Here is a 21,442-nt window from a genome sequence, read left to right on the forward strand (position 1 = left end):
TAAAAAATGATTTATTGTGAGTTTATGGTTTAAGAATAGTTCTAAAACCAACATGGGTTGTGGCAAGATCTAGCTCTTGTGGATGACGACTACTGGTTCTAAATCTTGCACAGTAATTATTGGCACATAAAAAAGAACCACCTTTAATCACATAGTTTTGTGCATGGATTTGTTGTTGACGTAGATGGCTATAATCTCCCATGTGTTGATCATGGGCGCCTGTATAGGGTGATGTAGTCCATTCCCATACATTTCCAATCATGTCATAGAGTTGAAATGCATTCGCAGGAAAGCAACCAACAGGTGCAACACCTTCAAATTGATCTTGCTGTAAATTTTGAAAAGGAAAGTTGCCTTGCCAATAATTTGCAATAGGTTGGTGTTGCTGATTTTGTGGTTCATGATGCAATGGTGTGTCATAGGTAGATTTCGCTTTTGCAGCATATTCCCATTGTTCTTCTGAGGGTAAATCTCTCTTAAGCCATAGCGCATAATGTTCAGCATCATTTTTGGTAACATAGCGTACGGGTTCTGCAGGATTTGGTTGAGCACCTTGTTCACCATAGGGTGTTTTCCAAGTAAAGCCAGATTTGAGTTGCCACCATTGCTGAGGATGCTTTGGATCTGGACTAAATACAGCAGCTTGTCGTTGCTTTTCAGCATCTGTAATGTAATGTGTTGCATTTACAAAACTTGCAAATTGAGCAACTGTAACTTCGGTTTGATCGATCCAAAAACCAGAAATTTTACGTTTCTTTTCACCAAAATTGAGCTCATCTGGATAGGCAATCTTTGAGCCGAGTTCAAAACTTCCTTCGGGAATCCAAACCATACCCGCATGTTTATCTTTTCCCCAATGATGAGGCAAGCCTGAATATTTTCCACATTTTTGTGGATCACCTAAAATTAATTGTGCTTTTGACTGGTGTTGTTCATGCTCGGTATTTGATGAAACATGACAGCCTGCAAGGAGCAAGCTGACACTGATTGCAATGATGTACTTTACGATCATTGTTTAAATTCCAATACACCATTTTGTTGAGTGTATTTGTTATAAACTTCAACGAGTTTAGACACTTGTTCTGGATGACTGTCTGCAAGATTATTTCGTTCGCCACGATCATCTTTGAGATTGTAAAGCTCCCACTTTCCAGTACCAAGATTGCCATTTGCTTGATAAGCAATTTTCCAACCGCCTTGTTTAGCATATTTATTGCCATGTAACTCATCAGCAAAAGCAAATTCAGCAGGGCGAATGCTTGCTGTTTTGTTTTCTAAAGTTGATTTCCATGAAATACCTGATGGATTGTTGATTTGACGACCTTTGTATTGATCTTTTGGTACTGAAACATTGGCATATTCAAGTACAGTTGGAAATACGTCTAATACACTGGCGAAGCCATGATAGATATTTTCAGCTTTCTTTTGATTTGGAAGTTTGACAATAGCGGGTGCTGTGGTTGCACCTTCACCTGCAGTATCTTTCCATAAATGAAAAGGTGCAGCGCTGACCTCGGCCCAACGTGGCCCAATATAGTGATATGAGTTTGCAGTGCCTACCGCAGCTAATGAAGTATCGAAGCCTGTTTCTGTACCATAAGTGCCACGAACAAAGCCTTCTGCACCATTGTCAGAAACAAAGAAAATCAGGGTATTTTCATACTGTCCATTGGCTTTCAAATATTGAATCAAACGACCAATATTATCATCAAGATTTTCAACCATACCTGCGTAGACTTCCATTTTACGCGCTTCTAAAGCTTTTTGTTCAGAGCTGAGTTCGTTCCATTTTGGATATTTAGGAATTTGAGCGGTTGCTAATGGTTCAGCTGCTTGGAAGTTTGTAGGAAGGATACCCAGTTGTTTCTGTTTCGCAATACGTGCATTACGGATCTGCTCATACCCAACATCATATTGACCTTTGTAGCGATCACTGTATTTTTGCGGCGCTTGGATCGGCCAATGTGGTGCTGTATAGGCGGCATACGCAAAGAATGGTTTTCCAGAGCGTTTCCCACTGTCTAAATATTGAATCAACTTATCTGTATAGTAATCAGTTGAGAAGAAATCATCTGGCAAATCTGAAACAGCAATTTTTTTACCATCTTCAGTATAAGTTGCTAGCCCTGCGCGGTTGTATTGGCTTGGGTTTTGTTTGAAATGAAGATCTAAGCCTTGTAATAGCGTAAATGAATGATCGAAACCTTTGGCATGCGCATTGGTTTCAGGTGTTAAACCCAAATGCCATTTACCACTGATGTAAGTACGGTAACCATTGTCACGTAACACTTCAGCAATGGACAATGAGCGATTATTTAAATAGCCCTCATAACCAGGCTGGCCTTTTAGATGTGCTGGCGTGAGTTCCGCCATTGCACCGATTCCTGCTTGATGATGGTCTGTACCAGAAATCAATTGTGAACGAGTAGGGGAGCATGTCGGTGCTGTATGGTAGTCGGTCAGAATTCGCCCTTCTTGGGTTAGGGCATCTAAGTTAGGCGTATGAATTTCACCACCAAATGCTCCGAGATCAGAATAGCCTAAGTCATCTGCCATGATGAATAAAACATTGGGCTTTGGTTTTTGGGATATAGCTTGATTGGAATCGTGATCATCATTACAACCCGCCAGATAGAAGGTAAATAAAGCGATTGAAATTGAACTTACAAGTTTTAGTTTTTGCATGGCAATGATGACGTTTTATATAAATTTATAATGAAGCTTAGCGAAAGAAGAAATGAGCTAAAAATATTAAAAAATGCTTTTTAAAGCAGAATAATTCTTGAGAAAAATTTATGCTGAACAAATCTAATATTTTGAAAAGCTATTGAAATACTTAAATTCATTAAAAAAATACAATGAAAACAGACAAAAAAATAAAATAAGAATGTTTTTAAATTTAATTCCGACAATTTTAGTTGATTTTTATTCATTCAGCCTCATCTTCAGTTAAAATACCGACTTCAGCTTGAGGATAGAGTTATGTCGACTGAGAACACCAATGCTGCAGTTGCAGAAGAAATTCCAAATTTATTGATTACTCCAAATGCACAGGAGTATTTAAAAGATCTATTGGAGAAACAAAATACTCCTGGAATCGGCGTTCGTGTATTTGTTGAAAATGCGGGAACTCCACGCGCTGAATGCTGCATGGCGTATAGTGCGCCTGAAGAAATTGCGCCAACAGATTACAGACAAGATTATCCAGATTTTCCTGCATTTATTGATACACCATCTATTCCGTATCTCAAAGATGCTGTGATTGATTACAACAAAGATCGTTTTGGCGGTCAGTTAACTTTCCGTGCACCGAACTCAAAAGTGCCGCGTGTAGGACCAGATGCGTCTATTGAAGAACGTATTACTTATGTACTTCAAGCAGAAATTAATCCAGGTTTAGCAGGGCACGGTGGTAACTGTGCGTTGGTTGAAGTGCTTGAAGATGAAGAGCATGGTTTAACTGCAGTATTGAAATTTGGCGGTGGTTGCCAAGGTTGTTCTGCAATTGACGTAACTTTAAAGCAAGGTGTAGAAACGACACTGAAAGAACATATTCCTGAACTTGGACGCGTGGTCGATCAAACTGACCATAGCCAAGCGGATGGTGCTTATTTCAAATAATGATCTACATTGTTTGAATATGATTGTTTAAAAACCTCCTTTATGGAGGTTTTTTTATTTCAGTAATAAATTAATGGAAAATATTTGAATATTTAAGTTTCTTAAATGAATCTTAAATAGTTTTTATTTTTGATCGAGTTTTAGTCAAACAGGTATTAATAATAAGAATAATTATCAATATTAATTGTAATAGTGTTCTATTTTGTTAAGCTGTGGGGCGAAATCTACATGGTTTATCCATAAATTAGCCTCTTTGGAATACTTATATGTCTAATCGTATCATCCAATCTGTGTTATCTCTCTCTATTGTTGGCATCATGATGGGGGCTGCGCATGCAGCAGATTCACAAAAAATTTCTAATGAAACTGATTCACAAGCTCAGGAATCAGTAAAGTTACAAACGATTGTTGTGACAGCATCTGGTTCGGAACAAGATGTGGCAGATGCTCCTGCATCAATTTCAGTCATTACAGCGGAAGAGCTACAAAAGAAATCTTATACAGATGTGATCGACGCGGTTAAAAATATTCCAGGTGTTTCAGTACAAGGTGGAGGAAACAATAAAGAAATTACCATTCGTGGTATGGGGGCAAATTATACCAAATATCTCATTGATGGACGTCCGATCAGTGCAGGAAGAGTCGTGAATGGGAATGGTACAGATGGTGGGAAGATCGGTGCCTATTTACCACCTATCGATATGATAGAGCGAATTGAAGTTGTTCGTGGACCAATGTCATCATTACATGGCTCTGATGCCATGGGCGGTGTAATTAATATCATTACAAAAAAAGCATCATCTACGTCGTGGCAAGGCAGTATCTCTCCAGAATATACCAAGTCAAATAATGATTATGCCAATGATAGTTATGGTGTCAGCTTATACGCCACAGGCCCATTAATTAAAGATAAGTTATCATTAAGCTTAGATGGTAATTTTCAAGGTACTGATGAAAGTGACTATATTGGCGGCGAAGGTCAAAAATCAGCATCGAGTGAATCTGAAAAGAAAATTAGAAAAATTGGAACAGGCTTGCTTTGGAGTGTCGATGAACAGAATGATATTGGTTTAAGATATGATTTTACACGACAAGAATATACGACAACTTTAGGTAAAAGTGTGGGGGTAGCGAGTCAGGCTTCAACCAATGAAAATGAAAAAGATGTTTGGACTTTAAGCCATAAAGGGAACTATGATCTGTTTTCAATTGATAGTTACTATCAAGATGAAACGACAAAAAAAGTATATAGTGGTGCAGTCGCAGATCAAAAGCAGGAAGAATTAAAATTATTTAATACCCAAGCGTCTTTCAATATAGGCAATCATGCTTTGATCACTGGTGGTCAATATCAGCAGGAAAAAATTAAAGATACAACCAATGGCCTAGCAAGTGTTACGGGTGTAACCTCACTTGATCGCTGGTTATTTGCATTATTTGTCGAAGATCAGTGGAGTCTTACTGACGATTTCGCTTTAACAATTGGCGCTCGATATAATAAAGATGAATATTTTGGTGGCGAAATTACACCAAGAATTTATGGTGTTTATCACATAACTGATGCTTTCACTTTAAAAGGTGGTGTAAGTACAGGGTATAAACAACCGACGATTAGTCAAATATCAGAAGGTTTTGGAAGTCGTACAGGAAAAGGGAGTGCTGTAATTATTGGTAACCCTGATTTGTCACCAGAAAAAAGTACCAGTTATGAGTTTGGCTTTAATTACATCGCGCCTGAAATAGGTTTATCGACAAGTTTAATGGTCTTTAAATCTGATTTTAAAGACAAAATTGTTGAAGATCGTTTATGTGATACGCCAGGGACAACAAATAGTTCTCCTGTGTCAGAGTGGAAATGTTCTGCAAATGGGCAACCTTATCGCTTTGTGAGTCAAATGAAAAACGTTTCTGATGCAGAAATGAAAGGTGTCGAGTTCTCTTTAAATTATGATTTACTTGATAATTTACAGGCAAATACCAACTATACCTATACTAAATCTGAGCAAAAAAGTGGTGAATTTAAAGGACAGCCTTTAAATAAAATGCCAAAGCACATGTTAAATATTGGGTTGAACTATGATGTGTCAGATGACTGGAACACTTGGATAGACTATAACTATCGCGGTAAAACCAGTGATTATTTAAGTCGTACAACGATGGAGGCAGGTACTCCTGCTTATGGTACTTTTGATGCAGGTGTCGTTTTTAAAGCAACACAAAAATTAAGTTTAAGTGCTGGTATTTATAATATTGCCAATAAAGAAATCACCAATAGTGAATATGATGTGGTTCTTGATGGACGACGCTATACAGTGGGCATGAACATCCGATTCTAATCAGTCATGGAAAAAAGCCTCCGTTTACGGAGGCTTTTTACTGTACGTCATAGAGTATTTGCAGTTAAATGACAGATTCAATATTCAAAATCTTTAACGTTTCATCAGAATAATAGAACTTTTCCAAATAGATTCGAGCACGTGATTTTAAATGCTCAGAAGAAATCATGCTTTGAATCACAGGTTCAAGCAAAGCTTGTAATTCATTTTGAATCAAGGCTTCGTCGATATTAATATCATTCAAAATCAAGTCAAAAGGGCGTTCTTCATTACGGACATACCAAGTGAGGATTCCGTCGTGAACTTGTTTTTTTAAATAATCAGTTTGACGGATATGATCCCAAATCTCATGCCCCATACCCACCGTATTGGGAAGATCATTTACTTCAACATAATTACGTAAAACGCCAATTGGTATCTTCTTAATCTTATGCCATAAATTGGCTTGGAAATGATAAAGCTTATTGTCATCAAACTGTTGGTTGATGACTTGCTCACTCAATTGGCTAATTTTAATAATATTTTTTTGAAGATAATGTTTAACTGTATCATCTAAATTGGTATCAGTGACAGACTCTAAGACCGATTTCCCCATCTTCATAAAGCGACCAACACCTGGTACCTTTTTATTCATCACAGAATTATCAATATAATCTTGGATCGAGTGATGAATCAGCTGAGTCAACATGGTTGAAAATGATGGGTTATTCACAATACGTTTAATCAATGCTTGGCGATGACTCGATTTACTTGCTACATATTGTGCAATTTTATCTATGGTTGCAACTGGAATAATATCTTCAATCAAGGTGTTATCATTAACTGGGTGGATTAAAGCAAAACGGATATGATCGGTAATTTGTTCAATCAAAAAAATGCCTGCAGCTGTATCTAATACTTGTTTTTGTAAAAGAGCATTAATTTGATCAAACGACCAGAGTTGTTTAAGCGGTTGCTTTCTAAACCAAAGATAAAACTCATTAAATTCAGCTTTAATGGTTCCTGACTGAGTAAACTCTTGATCTAAAAATGAGAGTTGAGCATCGATTAATTGTTCAACGAGGGGATGTTTCATTTTTTAGACTCAAATTGTTCATGTTTTTGATCAGAGAATGGATTTTGCAAAGGCTGAACTTTATTTAAAAAACTTAGATAATTTTCAGCAACACGCTCCGGTGCTTCAAGCAAAGGCATGTGTCCGACGCGTTGTAAAATAATCGGATTTTCTGGTCGTTTTAAAACGGATTTTAGCTCATTGGCTACATCAACATTGACAATCTGATCTTGCGCACCCCATAAGATCATCGTGGGTGCTTCAATATTCTTGAGCATCGTGGTAAATGTCATCGGCGTATATAGACGATTGAGCGCATCAATTTGGTTAATGATCTTTGCAGTATCAGCTGATTTTGCAATAAACAATTTCTCTTGTTCATTTTTAATAATACTGGCAGTAAAAGGCTGATGAAACATGACTTTATTCATCACGAAATCTAAGTCACCTTTTTGCGTAATTAAAAGCTGTTTGAGGTAAATCGGATTTCTCAGGTAGTTGGTATTGGTCGATTTAAAGATACCACCCGTACTCATTAAAAATAAGCTTTTGGTATCAAATGGATATTGCGATGCATAAAACATGGCAATCGTACCACCTAAAGAATGACCTGCAATATTTAAATTGTCTTGAATATGTGCTGCTTCAATAAAATGGCGCAGTTGTTCTGTTACATTGGGAACAGAAAGGTCAAAATTTGCAGGAACTTGCGTTGCACCAGCAGAGGGTAAGTCTGGAATAATGACATGATAATAAGGTGTAAGGGATTTAGCGACACTATTCCATGTATCTCGACTACTGGCTAAACCATGGATCAATAAAATGGTGGGTTTATTTTTAGGACCGCCTTCACTATAAGACCAAACGACATCTCCTACACGTAGTGTTTTAGAGCTCAAGCCTGCCCAAGTTCTTTCCTCTTGTACAACCTTTAAATAGTCGATATTTTCAGCGACATTACTTGCAGCATTAGCTTGATGACTCAAAGTAACTACACCTAGAGTGCTCAGACTTAACAATAAGCTATTTAAAAAATGCAGAATTTTCTTATTGGGCAGTTCAGACATGCATAGGGTTCCTAACAAATGACTTGGCATTATATAAAGTAATAATATTATTCATGATGATATTTTTTTCAGCATTCGCTGAAAATGGACTATTTGTAAGTTTTTTGCCAAAACAAAAATTTAGAATAAAGCTAATTTGCAGCATATTCTGTGATTTTATTAAATGAAATGACTCTAATTGTGAATTTTGCCTACATATTTTTAAAATAATTATAAGATCATGCTACATCACAAAAATTGTAACAGAGTTTATTTTTAGTCAGTGACTTTCACTTTTGACAGCATTAAAATGACCTAATCTCCACACAATGGAATAAAACACAAATGCTAACTGCTCAAGAAGCTTTAGAACGTCTAAAACAGGGTAATGAACGCTTTGCCCATGGTGAAACAAATCATAATAAATTTTTGACACACCAACAGCGAACGGAGATGGTTGGGAGTCAGGAACCTTTTGCCATCATTTTAGGTTGTTCGGATTCTCGTGTTCCTGCTGAGATGGTATTCGACCAAGGTTTTGGTGATTTATTTGTGATCCGAGTGGCGGGAAATATCGTTGCACCATCGCAAGTGGGGAGTGTGGAATTTGCTGCGGACAGTTTTGGTTGTCCATTGGTTGTTGTTTTAGGTCATAGTCATTGTGGTGCGATTCATTCAACAATTGAAGCTTTGAAGAATCCTACGACACCTCCATCTGCCAATCTAATGTCTATTGTCAACCGCGTGCGTCCATCAGTTGAAATCTTGATGCAAACTGAGTTAAAAGATGATTTAGATAAATTATCTATGCATGCAGTGAAATCAAATGTATTTGCATCAGTCAACCAGTTACGTCATGGGTCAGCAGTTTTAGAAAACTTGATCGCTCAGGGCAAATTGAAAGTGGTCGGTGCTCAGTATTCACTTGAAACAGGTGAAGTTGATTTTTATGATTTTTAATTGAATTTAATTTTTAACTGAATTTAGTGTAATGCTTTAAGTGTTTTAATCAAAATATCTTAAGTTTAGCCATAAAAAAATCCCACAATTATGTGGGATTTTTTATACCAATAAATTCTTAGAATTTATAACCGATTTTCAAACCATAAGCGATTGCATTGTTGTCAGTGAACTCTGCAACATATCGAGAGTCTTGACCTGCTTGAGCGCCAGTTTGTGCTTTAGCATCGCCTAACCAGAAGTATTTAACACCACCAGCAATAAAGGTTTGTGGTGTAGGGCTATATTGAACACCTAAGCCTAAGTTCCAATAACCTTCTGTTGGACCTAATGTTGAAACAGGGTTACCTGCACCAGAGTCCCAACCTACAGAAACGTTACCAGCCCATTGATCATTCAGTTTACGACCTACACCGACTGTTGCAGAAATTTGATCTTCTGAATATTCAACGAGGTTGAATCCATTTGGGCGTGCATTACTTGGGTTTGTCGCACCTAATAATGGACCAACAGCTTTTGAAACTGCACCAAATTTGTCAGGACGAATTGAAAAATCTTTCCAGTTCACCCAACGAAGATTAGCAAAAGCAACTGTATTTGCCATGATTCCTGTTTGGAAATCCAAGTTTACAGATTGTGGTGTGGTAATTTTCACACCACCAGGTGTCTGATTAGCTACTAAAGCGTTAGCTAAAGTAGCTTTTATTGGAGCAGGTAATGGGAATGCACCAATTACTGCAGGATTTTCGGTTAGATAATCTGCGAGTCCAAGAGTTTCAGTAGCATCTGCATCGTGATCTATTTCAGAGCGATAAGTAACAGAAGCTTTTAAAGCAATATCTGGAATTTGAAAAGCAGCACCAGCTAACCAGCCAGTACCGCTCGTTTCTTTGATTTTCGCATCATAACCATTATATAGACTATATGCACTTCCACGTAAGCTAACATTGCCTTTAACAGTTTGGTATACACCACCAGCATAAATGTTGAATTGTTCAGTAGGTTGAAAACCAAAAATCATTGAAATATTTTGAGTATCTACTTCAACTTTAGTATTTCCAGTTACACCACCAAGATGAGTAGTTGTAAGTGGTAAGCCACTCAGTACTGGGTCAGTTGGTGCAGCAACAAATTCGTTTGTACCACTATATGCAGCATCTGCACCAAATGGTTGGTCGTAAATTAAACCAAAAGAGAATTTGTCAGTCAGTTGGAGTTTTAATGCTGCTGATGGGAAATAGTAGTCATCACCCATATCACCAATGTTACGATGTGGCTGAGGAGCTTCACCAACCTCTTTACCTTCAACAGTTGGGTCTAAAACAGATATACCTGCTTCGAAATAGTTACCTGGTTGTAAAAATGCTGAAATGGATTGACCTGAACGATCTAGTGCTGCGGCAAAAACACCAGTTGTTGGTAAAGTTGCTACAATTATCGCAATTGACAGACTTTTTAATTTCATTTTAATTTTTCCCTAAATACGATAAAATGAATCTTTTTAATGGCTTAAGCTTTGGTGGTGAAATAATTTTGAACCTTATAGTGAATAACTCAAAGTTACTTCTTTTTACAAAATAACATATAAAAAATAAGAGTAAATACTCTATCCATAGAATTAACGAAAAAAAATTGAACTTAGAAGTTATTTTTTAACCTTGAGATTTTTAGAAGTATCGTAAAATGAGATTGTTATGAAAATTATTTAAATAAATAAAGTGAAAGAACCAGATATTTTAAAAAGATATTTTTTTAAATGATGAAAATATGGACAGTGGGTTTAAGGGATAGTTAGTTTGAGATAAATAATAAAGCAATTCATCATTCAATGGTGCGCTCTGCGGGACTCGAACCCACGTCGGTCGCTTAGGAGGCAACTGCTCTATCCAGTTAAGCTAAGGGCGCAAAAGAAATATAATTTACAATAATACTAGTGAAAGTAAAAGTTATTACCGAAGTAATAACTTTTAAAAACAAAGATTTTATGCTTTTCTATACAAAATTTTGAACAGAATAAACATCAATACAATCCATATTGGGATCATAATGACTGCGCCACTTAATCCTTGTGTCCACATGATATAAAGCACAACAGCAATAAAGGCGAGTACAAGGTAGTTACTCAATGGTGACCACAAGGCAGGGAATGAGGATATCTTACCTTCAGCTTTCATTGCTTTGATGAATTGAAGATGAGTTAAACTGATCATTGCCCAGTTTAAAACCAATGCGCCAACAACGATATAGATTAAATTGCTTAATGCATCTTCTGGTGCAAAATAATTCAACAATACACAACCAAAAATCAATAATGCTGAGAATAAAACAGCAGGAATAGGAACACCTTGCTTATTGGTTTTGGTAAATATTTTCGGTGCATTTTTTTGTTGTGCTAAACCATAAAGCATACGGCTATTGGCATACATCCCGCTGTTATATACCGAAAGGGCAGCAGTTAAAATGATGAAGTTAAGCAAATGCGCAGCCCAACCAATCCCTAATTGGCTAAAGATCATCACGAATGGGCTTTTATCAAGACCACCAAGTTGTAACTCATTCCAAGGCACAAGTGATAATAAAATTGTCAATGAACCGATATAGAAAAGAAGAATACGGAAAACAACTTGGTTAATTGCCTTTGGAATTGATTTTTGAGGATCATCTGCTTCTGCAGCCGCCATACCAATCAATTCAATACCACCAAAAGCGAACATGAGGAAAGCCAACATATAGAACAAACCATCAAAACCATGTGGGAAGAAACCACCATGTGTCCAAAGGTTGCTAAATGAAGCAGTCGAATCTGCGCCTGCTGTTGCCAATAAATAGAGACCAAAAATGATCATGGAAACAACAGCAGTCACTTTGATAATTGAGAGCCAAAACTCAGATTCACCGTAAAATTTTACATTCCCTAAGTTGATCAGTGTGATGATCACAAAGAAAAACAGTACCGAAATCCAGCTCGGGATATCTGGCCACCAGTAATTGATATATTTACCTACGGCTGTTAACTCAGTCATTGCAACCAAGACATACAGGATCCAATAATTCCAACCCGCCAAAAAGCCTGGGAATTTCCCCCAGTATTTGTTGGCAAAATGACTAAATGAACCTGCTACAGGCTCTTGAACGATCATTTCACCGAGTTGACGCATAATTAAAAATGCGATTAAACCACCGATAGCATAACCCAAAATAATCGATGGACCAGCAGATTCGATTACATGTGCGGAACCTAAAAATAACCCTGTACCAATTGCACCACCCATGGCAATCAATTGGATATGACGATTCTTAAGTCCACGTTGTAATTGTGTAGACTCGTTGCTCAATGTATTCGACTCTAATTAATATGAATGCAATGATTGTAATGGATTGGTTACTTTTAGCCTAGTACATGATTGATTTATGTAAGGAAACTAATAAGTCAAAAAACTATATTTGTAATATTTCATTGAGTTATCAAGCAAATAAATTTTATTGAACTAGAGTGTATCTGTTTAAGAGAGGGTGAAATCTAGGCTATGTTGAATATTTATTTAATACTTAAGTCAATCAATCCGTGTTTTTTAGTAAAAACAGGTTAATATAAAACTGAATGGTAATTCATTATTTGATACAACAAAGAGAATTGAAAGGAATACGATAAATGAGCTTTGCACCACAAATCAAAATCCCTGCAACCTATATGCGTGGTGGAACCAGCAAGGGTGTTTTCTTTAAATTAGATGATTTGCCTGAACGTGCACAAGTTGCGGGGCAGGCACGTGATCAGTTGTTGCTTCGAGTGATTGGTAGTCCAGACCCTTATGGAAAGCAAATTGATGGTATGGGTGCAGCGACATCGAGCACCAGTAAGACAGTGATTTTGGCAAAAAGCTCACAAGCTGAACATGATGTTGATTATTTATTTGGACAAGTGTCGATTGATAAAGCATTTGTGGATTGGAGTGGAAACTGTGGCAACTTGACTGCGGCAGTGGGTTCATTTGCAATTAGTAATGGTTTAGTTGCAGCGGAACGTATTCCTGAAAATGGCATTTGTACAGTACGCATTTGGCAAGCCAATATTCAAAAAACCATTATTGCACATGTACCAATGACCAATGGTGAAGTCCAAGAAACGGGTGATTTTGAACTGGATGGTGTGACTTTCCCTGCAGCTGAAGTGCAAATTGAATTTTTAGATCCTGCCGATGATGGCGAAGAGGGCGGTGCAATGTTCCCTACAGGAAACCTTGTAGATCCCTTAGAAGTTCCTGAAATTGGAACTTTTCAAGCTACTTTGATTAATGCAGGTATTCCGACTATCTTCTTAAATGCAGAAGATATTGGTTACCAAGGCACAGAATTGCAAGAAGCGATCAATGGTGATGCAGAAGCTTTAGCACGTTTTGAGAAAATTCGAGCTTATGGTGCTGTGAAAATGGGTTTAATTAAAGACATCAGTGAAGCTGCGAATCGTCAACACACACCAAAAGTTGCATTTGTATCGAAACCAAAAGCATATACATCTTCAAGCGGTAAACAAGTGACTGAAACCGATGCGGATTTATTGGTACGTGCATTGTCAATGGGTAAACTACACCATGCGATGATGGGAACAGCAGCCGTTGCAATCGGTACTGCGGCAGCGATTCCAAATACACTCGTGAATTTAGCTGCGGGTGGTGGAGAAAGGGAAGCAGTACGTTTTGGTCATCCATCGGGAACCTTACGTGTCGGAGCGCAAGCTTTAAGTGAAAATGGTCAATGGGTAGTTAAAAAAGCCATTATGAGCCGTAGTGCGCGTGTACTAATGGAAGGCTGGGTACGCGTACCTGCAGATAGTTTCTAAGCGTTATTTATACACAAATAGCATTTGAAATTTAGAAAACAGACTTTTTTGCCCCATAAGTTGAATATAGCTTATGGGGTGTGATTTTGTCGGCAAAATATTTTTATTTTGATTGATGTGTGACACAATATTGGTCAATCAGTAGATCATTTATCATGATTTGAGCGTATCCAATGGTGATACTTTTGAAGATGAAATTTAAATAATGTGAAACCTCTGGTTGAAATGAATCATTCAAACTGAATGGGTGAAGTTATTTTTGTTGGCTTTGAGGTGTTATATGGAACATGAGTCGATAAATTTAAAAGATAATCTTGAACAAATAAAAGTTTTTGAATATTTAGAGAGTATAGATAAATTACATTTAGTCTCGTTTATTTCTCAAATTCCTTTACCCATTGCTATTTTTGACGATACTTCGCGTTGCTTAGGTGCAAATCAAAAATTTGCAGATATTTATGAAAGTGATGCATTGTATTTGATAGATAAATTATTAAGTACATTTTCTACTGTTGTTTATGCACGTTTTCAAGAAGCTTTAGATTATTTTCATCAAAATCAAAATTATTTAGAACAAGAGTTTTATGTAAAAGGTCGTTTCTATCTTGCTTATTTTAAAGCGATTCGAAATGCTGATAATGCAATTGAGATGATTGTCGTTGTGTGTTCCGATGTAACACGCTTAAAACGACGTGAAAATGTGCTATTACAAAACAATAAAAAATTACATGATCACTTATATTTGGACTTATTAACAGGTCTGCAAAATGCGCTCGCATTTGATCATTATTTAAATAAATTGTGGCAGAATCCTGCAAAAACGGATGTTTCATTTTTAAAAATTGATTTAGATAATTTTAAATTATTCAATCAAATCAATAGTTATACAGTAGGAGATGAAGCTTTAGTACAATTAGGTGCTGTGTTAAATGAAGTCATTCGTCAAACGGAGGCTCAACTATTCCGATTGAATTCTGCTAGCTTTATTGTTGTGATTGAGCATTTAACGGATTGGGCGGTGATGACATTGGGGGAACGTTTAAAATTTGCGATTACAGATGCAAAAATTTTGTTTGATAAAAATAACCAGTATCTGACGGCATCTGTTGGGATTTTCCACTTTTCTCAAGCAAGCGATGATCAAGAAGTCGATGTGCTTGAAAAACTAGAAATAGCCATTCAACAAGCAAAGAAAAATGGTGCAAATTCTTTATTTTTATTGAAAAGTTAACTATATTTTTTTGCTATTGGTGTAGTTGCCATTGTTGGAATTAAAGGATGAGAATTATAGCGACTCATAGTAGAATGAGCGCACTCATTCCATCTACCAATTTCACTCAAACTTATTTATTTTAAGTTTTAGCAATGTGTACAAGTCGAGGCTGATGTGACTTCAATTCCAAATGTAAATGCAGAAATTTTAAAACGAGCGCAACAGCAAATTCAGCAAGATCTACAAACTGCTTTAGATGCTTTTTCACTGCCTGAACCTTTAAAATCTGCTGTGCATCATACTGTGATGTTAGGCGGAAAGCGTGTACGTCCAGCACTGTGTTATGCGACATCTCATTTGAAAGAGAATAATCCAAATTTTGCAGCAGTACGCCGTGCCGCAGTTGCAATCGAGTTTATTCATTGTTATTCACTTGCGCATGATGATTTGCCTTGTATGGATAACGATTTATTACGTCGTGGGCAACCTACTTGTCATGTGGCTTTCGGTGAAGATACTGCGCTTTTGGCAGGTGACATTCTCCAGTCGATGGCTTTTGAAGTTTTAGGCAGTCGTCTGTTTGATAATGGAACATCAGTGGATCAAGCGATTGTGCTTAAACAAATGCAGATTTTAGCCACTTCAAGTTCGAAAATGGTCTGTGGTCAAGTCTTAGATTTACAAGCAGAAGGAAAGCATGTAGACCAAGCGCATTTGGAAAATATTCACCGTAATAAAACAGGTGCTTTAATTCAAGCCTCTATCATGATGTCGGCTGTGACGATTTTCTCAGGAACAGATCAAGCGATTCCACAATTGCGTCAATATGGGCAAGCGATTGGTTTAGCTTTCCAAGTCCAAGATGATATTCTCGATGTGATTTCGGATACTGAATCATTGGGTAAAACAGCGGGTAAAGATGAGCAAGTGGATAAATCAACTTATCCAGCATTGATGGGTTTGGAAAATGCTAAAGCCTATGCACAGCAATTGCATGACCAAGCATTTCAGGCTTTAGAATATTTTGGTGATAATGCGAAAGAGCTGAATCAAATTTCTCAGTTTTTGTTATCACGTAAGAGCTAAATTCTATTTCTTATTCAGTCTTAAATATTGTAATAACAAAGGGGCATTTCGCCCTTTTGTTATTTTCTTTATTTATTAAATCGGATTAGACCGATTCTTTATAAATTTGATCTGCTTTATCAAAACGTTCAAGCATATCCGCTGTTGGTGCTTTACTGATTAAGCTGAATAGAATAATGGCAATGAATGAGCAAATAAATCCAGGAATGATTTCATAGACACCTGTTGCCGCAAAAACAGGAATATTTTTCCAAAGAATCACCACCAATGCACCGATAATCATACCTGCAAGAGCCCCTGAAAGGGTCATACGCTTCCAGAACAGTGACAGAATAATCAATGGTCCAAATGCCGCACCAAAACCTGCCCATGCATAAGCGACAAGCCCGAGCACCTTAGATTCTGGATTGCTCGCAAGGACGATTGCGAGGATAGCGACCAGCAAAACCATCAAACGACCAACCCAAACCAATTCTTTCTGAGAAGCTGTTTTACGGATAAAAGCTTTATAAAAATCTTCGGTTAAGGTACTTGAACAGACCAATAATTGACAACTTAACGTACTCATCACGGCTGCAAGAATCGCAGCCAAGACGATACCTGCAATCCAAGGGTTAAACAGAATTTTAGTCAGTTCCATAAACACAGTTTCAGGGTTTGCATTCACCGTAGCTGCTAACTCTGGATGAACTTGGAAATAAGCGATACCAAAGAAACCTGCTGCAACTGCACCACCTAAGCACAGTGTCATCCATGTCATACCGATGCGACGTGCATTGGGAATCGACTTCACAGAATCAGCTGCCATGAAACGGACAAGGATGTGAGGTTGACCAAAATAGCCTAAGCCCCATGCAAGCAAGGATAGAATTGCAACGGTGCTTAAGTCATTGAATAAACTATAGGCTTGTGGGCGTGCAGCATCCAAAGCGGCATTGACAACACTCATATCACCTAAGCTTAAAATGGTGACGATAGGTGTTAATAAAAGTGCAAAAATCATCAACCCTGCTTGAATGGTATCTGTCCAACTTACCGCTAAGAAGCCACCAATAAACACATAGCTGATGGTTGCAATCGCACTGATCCAAAGTGCAGTGCTATATGACAGTCCAAACATACTTTCGAATAAACGTGCACCTGCGACCATCCCTGAAGCGCAGTAAATCGCGAAGAAAATAAGAATCACGACAGCGGAAACAATTCTTAGAATCTTTTTATGATCATTGAAACGATTGGAAAAATAATCGGGTAAGGTAAGCGCATTGTTTTGGATTTCGGTATGAATACGTAAACGACCTGCAACCAATAACCAGTTGAGCCATGCACCAATGATCAAACCAATCGCAATCCACATTTCAGATAAACCTGACAGATAAATTGCACCTGGTAAGCCCATGAGTAGCCAACCACTCATGTCAGAAGCGCCTGCTGAAAGGGCAGTCACAAAACTCCCTAAACGACGTCCACCTAAAATATAGTCATCAAAACTGGTTGTTGCACGATAGGCAATTAAGCCAATGATGACCATGGCAACTATATAAAATAGAAAGGTGATTAAGGTGGGATTGAGGGAACTCATACGATATCCATATTCGTGGAAAGATGTAGATCTAAGGAAAATTTTTAAATAACGTGAAATTTAACCATAAATTACAAAAAATTACTGATTAATTCTTAAACGTTAAAACTTAAGTGATCATTTTCAAGGTAAAAAAATAGGCAACATCAAGTTGCCTATTTTTATTGCAATTGAGAAATTAGTTATTTCTACCCATCACACCACGAATGGTATTCATAATGTCAGCAGGAAGTACAACTGTTTTCGAGTTGTTCGATTTTGCCATGTCTTGCATGGCTTTGACGTATTGCTCACCCAGTAAGTAGGCAACAGGAACTTCTTTATCACCGACAGCAGAAGTGATCATTTCAATGGCTTTTTGAGATGATTCAGCTAAAACAACTTGTGCTTCTGCATCACGACGTGAAGCTTCTAGACGACCATCCGCTTCAAGAATCGCAGCTTGTTTTTCACCATCAGCTTTGGTCACTGTCGCACGACGTTGACGTTCAGCTGCTGCTTGCGCTTCCATCGCTGATTGCATGGTATGCGATGGCTGAATGTCTTGAATTTCAACAGTTTTTAAGGTGATGCCCCAGTCTGAAATATCATCTGAAATTGCAGCTTTAAGCTTGGCTTTGATGTGATCACGTGATGAAAGCGCATCATCCAAATCCATTTCACCAACAATCGAACGGAGTGATGTTTGTACAAGGTTTTGAATTGCCCATGTATAGTTCTCAATACCATAGACTGCTTTTTCAGGGGTAGTCAGATTGATATAGGCAACGGCATTCATCACCATTACCGCGTTATCTCTAGAAATTACTTCTTGTGAAGGAATATCTAAAACAATATCTTTGGTGGTCACTTTGTACGCAACTTCGTCTACATAAGGGATAACAAAGTTTAGACCCGGATTAAGTGTGGTGTGATATTTACCTAAACGTTGTACGATCCATTTATAACCTTGCGGAACGATACGAACGCCTTTGAAAATCGTCACAGCGACGAAGGCAAATATGAATAAAGCAACTATAGAACCAAAACCCATTTAATTTTCCTCTTTATTTTTCATTATGAAGATGAAGAATGTGGTTGTACCACTAAATCATTACCCAAAATATCTGTGACACGGACACGATCACCAACTTGCACAGGTGAAAGAGAGCGGCAGTTCCATTCATCAGAACCTAAAACAGGCATCGGAAAACGAACGAGAATTTGTTCATGGTGCAGACCCGTTTGAATGACCATACCAATTTGACCAATGGTGGCTTCTCTCGATAGCCCTGCTTTGGTTTTGTCTATAGATAAGGGTTTGACAAATTTAAACCAAACTACAGTACAGATGATGGATAATACGATCCAACATACGATTTGAAAGGTGAAACTCATACTTGGGAAGAGCCAATACAAAATACTGACTACAATTGCAGCGATACCAAACCACAACGCAGCAAATGCGGGCAAAATGAGTTCGGATAAGATCAGCAATATGCCAAGTACAAACCAATGCCACGGTTCAAAAATAAAGTTCATACATCTACTCTAGTGATTATCATTGATATAGATGACGTATCATCTATATCAATGTAGCAGATGAATTCAATGCTGCATATAAAAACGTGATTATTCTAGTTTATTCACTGCTTTTATTTGTTCGATTGAAATGCGCTTATATTCTCGCTTTTGGTGCAGGTTTTAATGCTGCAGGAGATTTTTTAAAGTTAGTGATTGCTGCTTGAATCGCCGTAATTTTCGCTTGAGCAGATTTCTCACCCTCTAAAATGGCTTGATTGCTCGATTTCAAATCTAAAGTCCCTAAGTGTCCAACTTTGGGTTGAATCACAATATTCGCCTGAGCCAATTCATTATTGATACTTTGTTGTCCCATGATATTAATTGTTTGGTCAAGTAAGCCCCACATATTCATTGGTTGGCTACCTGATGGACGTGCTGAAATATCGACTGCAATCACGATATCCGCGCCCATATCACGTGCAGTTTGTACAGGAATCGGACTGACTAAGCCGCCATCGACATATTTTGTTCCGCCAATGGTTGCAGGAACGAATACATTGGGAATACTACAAGAAGCACGCACAGCTTGCCCCGCATTGCCTTTGATAAATTCAGCTTTTTTACCATTGTCCAAACGTGTTGCGACAGCAGCGAAGCGAATCGGGAATTGTTCAATCGGCTTATTGGCAATATTACGATTGACATAATCTTGCAATTTTTGCCCCAGTACAATGCCTTGGCTATTCAAGGTTAAGTCACGTAAATCAGACTCTTTGAGTTGTTGCGCGATTTGTTGCATTTGGTATGGTGTTTTACCACTGGCATAGATACTACCTACGAAGCTTCCCGCACTTGTTCCAGTGACGATTTTAGGTTTTATGCCATGAGATTCTAGAACTTTAAGTACGCCGATATGCGCAAAACCTTTTGCTCCACCACCACCGAGTGCAATTGCAATGACAGGTTCTCGTGCCTTGATCGCTGTGGTTTGGGGAGGTGTTTTTGTTGTTTTATCACAGCCAACGAGAGCAAGACCCATTAAGCCTATAAAGCCAAGTTGTTTAAAACGCATATCGTATTACTTTAGTCTAAAAAATATGCTGTCATCTGAACAGATTGTTGCTTTATTTTCTAGCTATTTTTCAATAGTTTTTGTAAAGGAATCGAGAGTAGTTTTGGATGCTTTGGTGAAAATTTTCCATTAAAACGATTTAAAATTTCTGCTAAATCTTGGTCATAGTCACCAGTTGGCTGTAACGTCCCTAAGCAATGAATCAATTTTTTTTCATAATCAAAAGAAAAGATTGCAATCGGGATATTGGCACCCATAGCAATGTGGTAAAAACCACTTTTGATTTTTTCTGCACGATTGCGCGTACCTTCAGGTGCAATTGCAATCCAGATTTTTTCTTGCTGATGAATTACATCCACAATCTGCTGAGTCAGCCCATGCGGTGAGTCACGCTCTACGGGAATCACACCAATCCATTCAAACAGACCTTTGAGTGGTGTTTTAAATAAACTGTCTTTACCGAAAATCGTGACTTTGACACCAATGCCAAGCATTGCAAGAAAAGCATATAAGCCATCAAAATTTGAGGTATGTGGTGCGATGAAAACCACAGCTTTAGGTAAATTGGGAAATTCACCAACAAAGCCCCAGCCTTGAACGAGATAAAGCTTTTTAAATAAGTTACGGCTCGATGTTGTGCCACGTTGTGGGACTTGATCTGGTATATTTGGAAAATTCTCTGACATCGTATTCTTATGGGTTTGTTGTGACTGTATTTAAATTGGCGTATTTACTTACTTTATTTTTTGCATAATAGTAAGCATTGGTGTGGTAAAGCTTGAACTATGGCAAATATTACAAAAATCACCGATGAATGCAATACACTTTGAATTGAACAATATTAATTTGAATGCGTGAGTGAACTTATGAAATTGATCGGTATAAAAAGAATTAGAGATTAATCCATGCCACAGAGCTATTTATTGTTATTTTCACTGTATTGGGCACAAGGTTTACCTGTCGGCTTTATGACTCATGCTTTGCCTGTGATTCTCCGTGCGCAAGGCGTTTCATTGACTCATATTGGTGGTTTTGGATTACTCATGGCACCGTGGGCACTCAAAGTGCTTTGGTCACCTTGGGTTGACAAATACGGACACTCGCAAAAAGGGCATTACCGAAGTTGGAT

General features: G+C 37.7%; 17 protein-coding genes, 1 tRNA gene and 1 pseudogene. 7 read left to right on the top strand and 12 right to left on the bottom strand.

The window, feature by feature from the left end:
- Positions 1-22 precede the first annotated feature (22 nt).
- Complete coding sequence (locus EXE10_RS15350) at positions 23-1,012, bottom strand: SUMF1/EgtB/PvdO family nonheme iron enzyme (RefSeq protein WP_130113953.1); 990 nt, start codon at positions 1,010-1,012, stop codon at positions 23-25.
- Positions 1,009-2,685, bottom strand: coding sequence for an arylsulfatase (locus EXE10_RS15355; RefSeq protein ID WP_130113954.1), 1,677 nt, complete (start codon positions 2,683-2,685; stop codon positions 1,009-1,011). The genes EXE10_RS15350 and EXE10_RS15355 overlap by 4 nt, the downstream gene beginning before the upstream one ends.
- Before the next feature lie 297 nt (positions 2,686-2,982).
- Here EXE10_RS15355 and nfuA point away from each other — a divergent pair, with 297 nt between their 5' ends.
- Complete coding sequence (gene nfuA / locus EXE10_RS15360; protein ID WP_068973464.1) at positions 2,983-3,621, top strand: Fe-S biogenesis protein NfuA; 639 nt, start codon at positions 2,983-2,985, stop codon at positions 3,619-3,621.
- 266 nt (positions 3,622-3,887) lie between these two features.
- Positions 3,888-5,957 carry a TonB-dependent receptor domain-containing protein gene (locus EXE10_RS15365; RefSeq protein WP_228256382.1) on the top strand — a complete coding sequence of 690 codons (2,070 nt, stop codon included), beginning with the start codon at positions 3,888-3,890 and terminating at the stop codon, positions 5,955-5,957.
- A gap of 64 nt (positions 5,958-6,021) precedes the next feature.
- On the opposite strand, the gene EXE10_RS15370 is transcribed toward EXE10_RS15365, so the two are convergent.
- Together EXE10_RS15370 and EXE10_RS15375 are read right to left on the bottom strand one after the other, a co-directional pair.
- Positions 6,022-7,032: a hypothetical protein gene (locus EXE10_RS15370; protein WP_130113955.1), complete on the bottom strand. Its 1,011-nt coding sequence runs from the start codon at positions 7,030-7,032 to the stop codon at positions 6,022-6,024.
- Positions 7,029-8,078 carry an alpha/beta fold hydrolase gene (locus tag EXE10_RS15375; protein ID WP_130113956.1) on the bottom strand — a complete coding sequence of 350 codons (1,050 nt, stop codon included), beginning with the start codon at positions 8,076-8,078 and terminating at the stop codon, positions 7,029-7,031. The genes EXE10_RS15370 and EXE10_RS15375 overlap by 4 nt, the downstream gene beginning before the upstream one ends.
- 324 nt (positions 8,079-8,402) lie before the next feature.
- On the opposite strand from EXE10_RS15375, the gene EXE10_RS15380 reads away from it, so the two are divergent.
- On the top strand, positions 8,403-9,017 hold the full coding sequence (locus EXE10_RS15380; protein ID WP_068973460.1) for a carbonic anhydrase: 615 nt from the start codon (positions 8,403-8,405) through the stop codon (positions 9,015-9,017).
- A 118-nt stretch (positions 9,018-9,135) separates the two neighbouring features.
- Here the strand turns inward: EXE10_RS15380 and EXE10_RS15385 are convergent, their stop codons facing one another.
- The 3 genes from EXE10_RS15385 to EXE10_RS15395 all read right to left on the bottom strand — a co-directional run bounded on the left by EXE10_RS15385 (position 9,136) and on the right by EXE10_RS15395 (position 12,352).
- Positions 9,136-10,482: an OmpP1/FadL family transporter gene (locus tag EXE10_RS15385; protein ID WP_130113957.1), complete on the bottom strand. Its 1,347-nt coding sequence runs from the start codon at positions 10,480-10,482 to the stop codon at positions 9,136-9,138.
- Between the two features lie 364 nt (positions 10,483-10,846).
- Positions 10,847-10,922 (bottom strand) — tRNA-Arg (locus EXE10_RS15390).
- A gap of 77 nt (positions 10,923-10,999) precedes the next feature.
- Positions 11,000-12,352 carry an amino acid permease gene (locus EXE10_RS15395; RefSeq protein ID WP_130113958.1) on the bottom strand — a complete coding sequence of 451 codons (1,353 nt, stop codon included), beginning with the start codon at positions 12,350-12,352 and terminating at the stop codon, positions 11,000-11,002.
- Positions 12,353-12,669: 317 nt separating this feature from the next.
- Between EXE10_RS15395 and prpF the strand changes: the two genes are divergently transcribed.
- From prpF to EXE10_RS15410, 3 genes are all read left to right on the top strand, one after another.
- On the top strand, positions 12,670-13,857 hold the full coding sequence (gene prpF, locus EXE10_RS15400) for a 2-methylaconitate cis-trans isomerase PrpF (RefSeq protein ID WP_130113959.1): 1,188 nt from the start codon (positions 12,670-12,672) through the stop codon (positions 13,855-13,857).
- A 280-nt stretch (positions 13,858-14,137) separates the two neighbouring features.
- Positions 14,138-15,088 carry a GGDEF domain-containing protein gene (locus EXE10_RS15405; protein WP_130113960.1) on the top strand — a complete coding sequence of 317 codons (951 nt, stop codon included), beginning with the start codon at positions 14,138-14,140 and terminating at the stop codon, positions 15,086-15,088.
- Positions 15,089-15,244: 156 nt separating this feature from the next.
- On the top strand, positions 15,245-16,156 hold the full coding sequence (locus EXE10_RS15410; RefSeq protein ID WP_130113961.1) for a polyprenyl synthetase family protein: 912 nt from the start codon (positions 15,245-15,247) through the stop codon (positions 16,154-16,156).
- A gap of 85 nt (positions 16,157-16,241) precedes the next feature.
- Here EXE10_RS15410 and putP read toward each other — a convergent pair whose 3' ends face one another.
- From putP to EXE10_RS15435, 5 genes are all read right to left on the bottom strand, one after another.
- Positions 16,242-17,738: a sodium/proline symporter PutP gene (gene putP / locus EXE10_RS15415; RefSeq protein WP_068973454.1), complete on the bottom strand. Its 1,497-nt coding sequence runs from the start codon at positions 17,736-17,738 to the stop codon at positions 16,242-16,244.
- Positions 17,739-17,916: 178 nt separating this feature from the next.
- The gene (locus EXE10_RS15420; protein ID WP_068973453.1) at positions 17,917-18,771 is read right to left on the bottom strand and encodes an SPFH domain-containing protein; all 855 of its coding nucleotides are present in this window, start codon (positions 18,769-18,771) and stop codon (positions 17,917-17,919) included.
- A 23-nt stretch (positions 18,772-18,794) separates the two neighbouring features.
- The gene (locus tag EXE10_RS15425) at positions 18,795-19,259 is read right to left on the bottom strand and encodes an NfeD family protein (protein WP_068973452.1); all 465 of its coding nucleotides are present in this window, start codon (positions 19,257-19,259) and stop codon (positions 18,795-18,797) included.
- A 136-nt stretch (positions 19,260-19,395) separates the two neighbouring features.
- Entirely contained in the window at positions 19,396-20,313 is a 918-nt protein-coding gene (locus EXE10_RS15430) for a patatin-like phospholipase family protein (RefSeq protein WP_087554283.1), read from the bottom strand.
- Positions 20,314-20,372: 59 nt separating this feature from the next.
- On the bottom strand, positions 20,373-20,999 hold the full coding sequence (locus EXE10_RS15435) for a lysophospholipid acyltransferase family protein (RefSeq protein WP_130113962.1): 627 nt from the start codon (positions 20,997-20,999) through the stop codon (positions 20,373-20,375).
- 219 nt (positions 21,000-21,218) lie between these two features.
- Between EXE10_RS15435 and EXE10_RS15440 the strand changes: the two are divergent.
- Positions 21,219-21,442 (top strand): annotated as a pseudogene (locus tag EXE10_RS15440) (MFS transporter); the annotation flags it as partial.

Origin of the sequence: Acinetobacter sp. WCHAc060033 (genome assembly GCF_004209125.1) — a bacterium.
Taxonomy (GTDB): Bacteria; Pseudomonadota; Gammaproteobacteria; order Pseudomonadales; family Moraxellaceae; genus Acinetobacter; species Acinetobacter wuhouensis.

Bases quoted from the DNA above. Each gene is read 5' to 3' on its own strand.
- EXE10_RS15350 (WP_130113953.1), bottom strand. From the start codon at position 1,012: ATGATCGTAAAGTACATCATTGCAATCAGTGTCAGCTTGCTCCTTGCA.
- EXE10_RS15355 (WP_130113954.1), bottom strand. From the start codon at position 2,685: ATGCAAAAACTAAAACTTGTAAGTTCAATTTCAATCGCTTTATTTACC.
- nfuA (WP_068973464.1), top strand. From the start codon at position 2,983: ATGTCGACTGAGAACACCAATGCTGCAGTTGCAGAAGAAATTCCAAAT.
- EXE10_RS15365 (WP_228256382.1), top strand. From the start codon at position 3,888: ATGTCTAATCGTATCATCCAATCTGTGTTATCTCTCTCTATTGTTGGC.
- EXE10_RS15370 (WP_130113955.1), bottom strand. From the start codon at position 7,032: ATGAAACATCCCCTCGTTGAACAATTAATCGATGCTCAACTCTCATTT.
- EXE10_RS15375 (WP_130113956.1), bottom strand. From the start codon at position 8,078: ATGTCTGAACTGCCCAATAAGAAAATTCTGCATTTTTTAAATAGCTTA.
- EXE10_RS15380 (WP_068973460.1), top strand. From the start codon at position 8,403: ATGCTAACTGCTCAAGAAGCTTTAGAACGTCTAAAACAGGGTAATGAA.
- EXE10_RS15385 (WP_130113957.1), bottom strand. From the start codon at position 10,482: ATGAAATTAAAAAGTCTGTCAATTGCGATAATTGTAGCAACTTTACCA.
- prpF (WP_130113959.1), top strand. From the start codon at position 12,670: ATGAGCTTTGCACCACAAATCAAAATCCCTGCAACCTATATGCGTGGT.
- EXE10_RS15405 (WP_130113960.1), top strand. From the start codon at position 14,138: ATGGAACATGAGTCGATAAATTTAAAAGATAATCTTGAACAAATAAAA.
- putP (WP_068973454.1), bottom strand. From the start codon at position 17,738: ATGAGTTCCCTCAATCCCACCTTAATCACCTTTCTATTTTATATAGTT.
- EXE10_RS15420 (WP_068973453.1), bottom strand. From the start codon at position 18,771: ATGGGTTTTGGTTCTATAGTTGCTTTATTCATATTTGCCTTCGTCGCT.
- EXE10_RS15425 (WP_068973452.1), bottom strand. From the start codon at position 19,259: ATGAACTTTATTTTTGAACCGTGGCATTGGTTTGTACTTGGCATATTG.
- EXE10_RS15430 (WP_087554283.1), bottom strand. From the start codon at position 20,313: ATGCGTTTTAAACAACTTGGCTTTATAGGCTTAATGGGTCTTGCTCTC.
- EXE10_RS15435 (WP_130113962.1), bottom strand. From the start codon at position 20,999: ATGTCAGAGAATTTTCCAAATATACCAGATCAAGTCCCACAACGTGGC.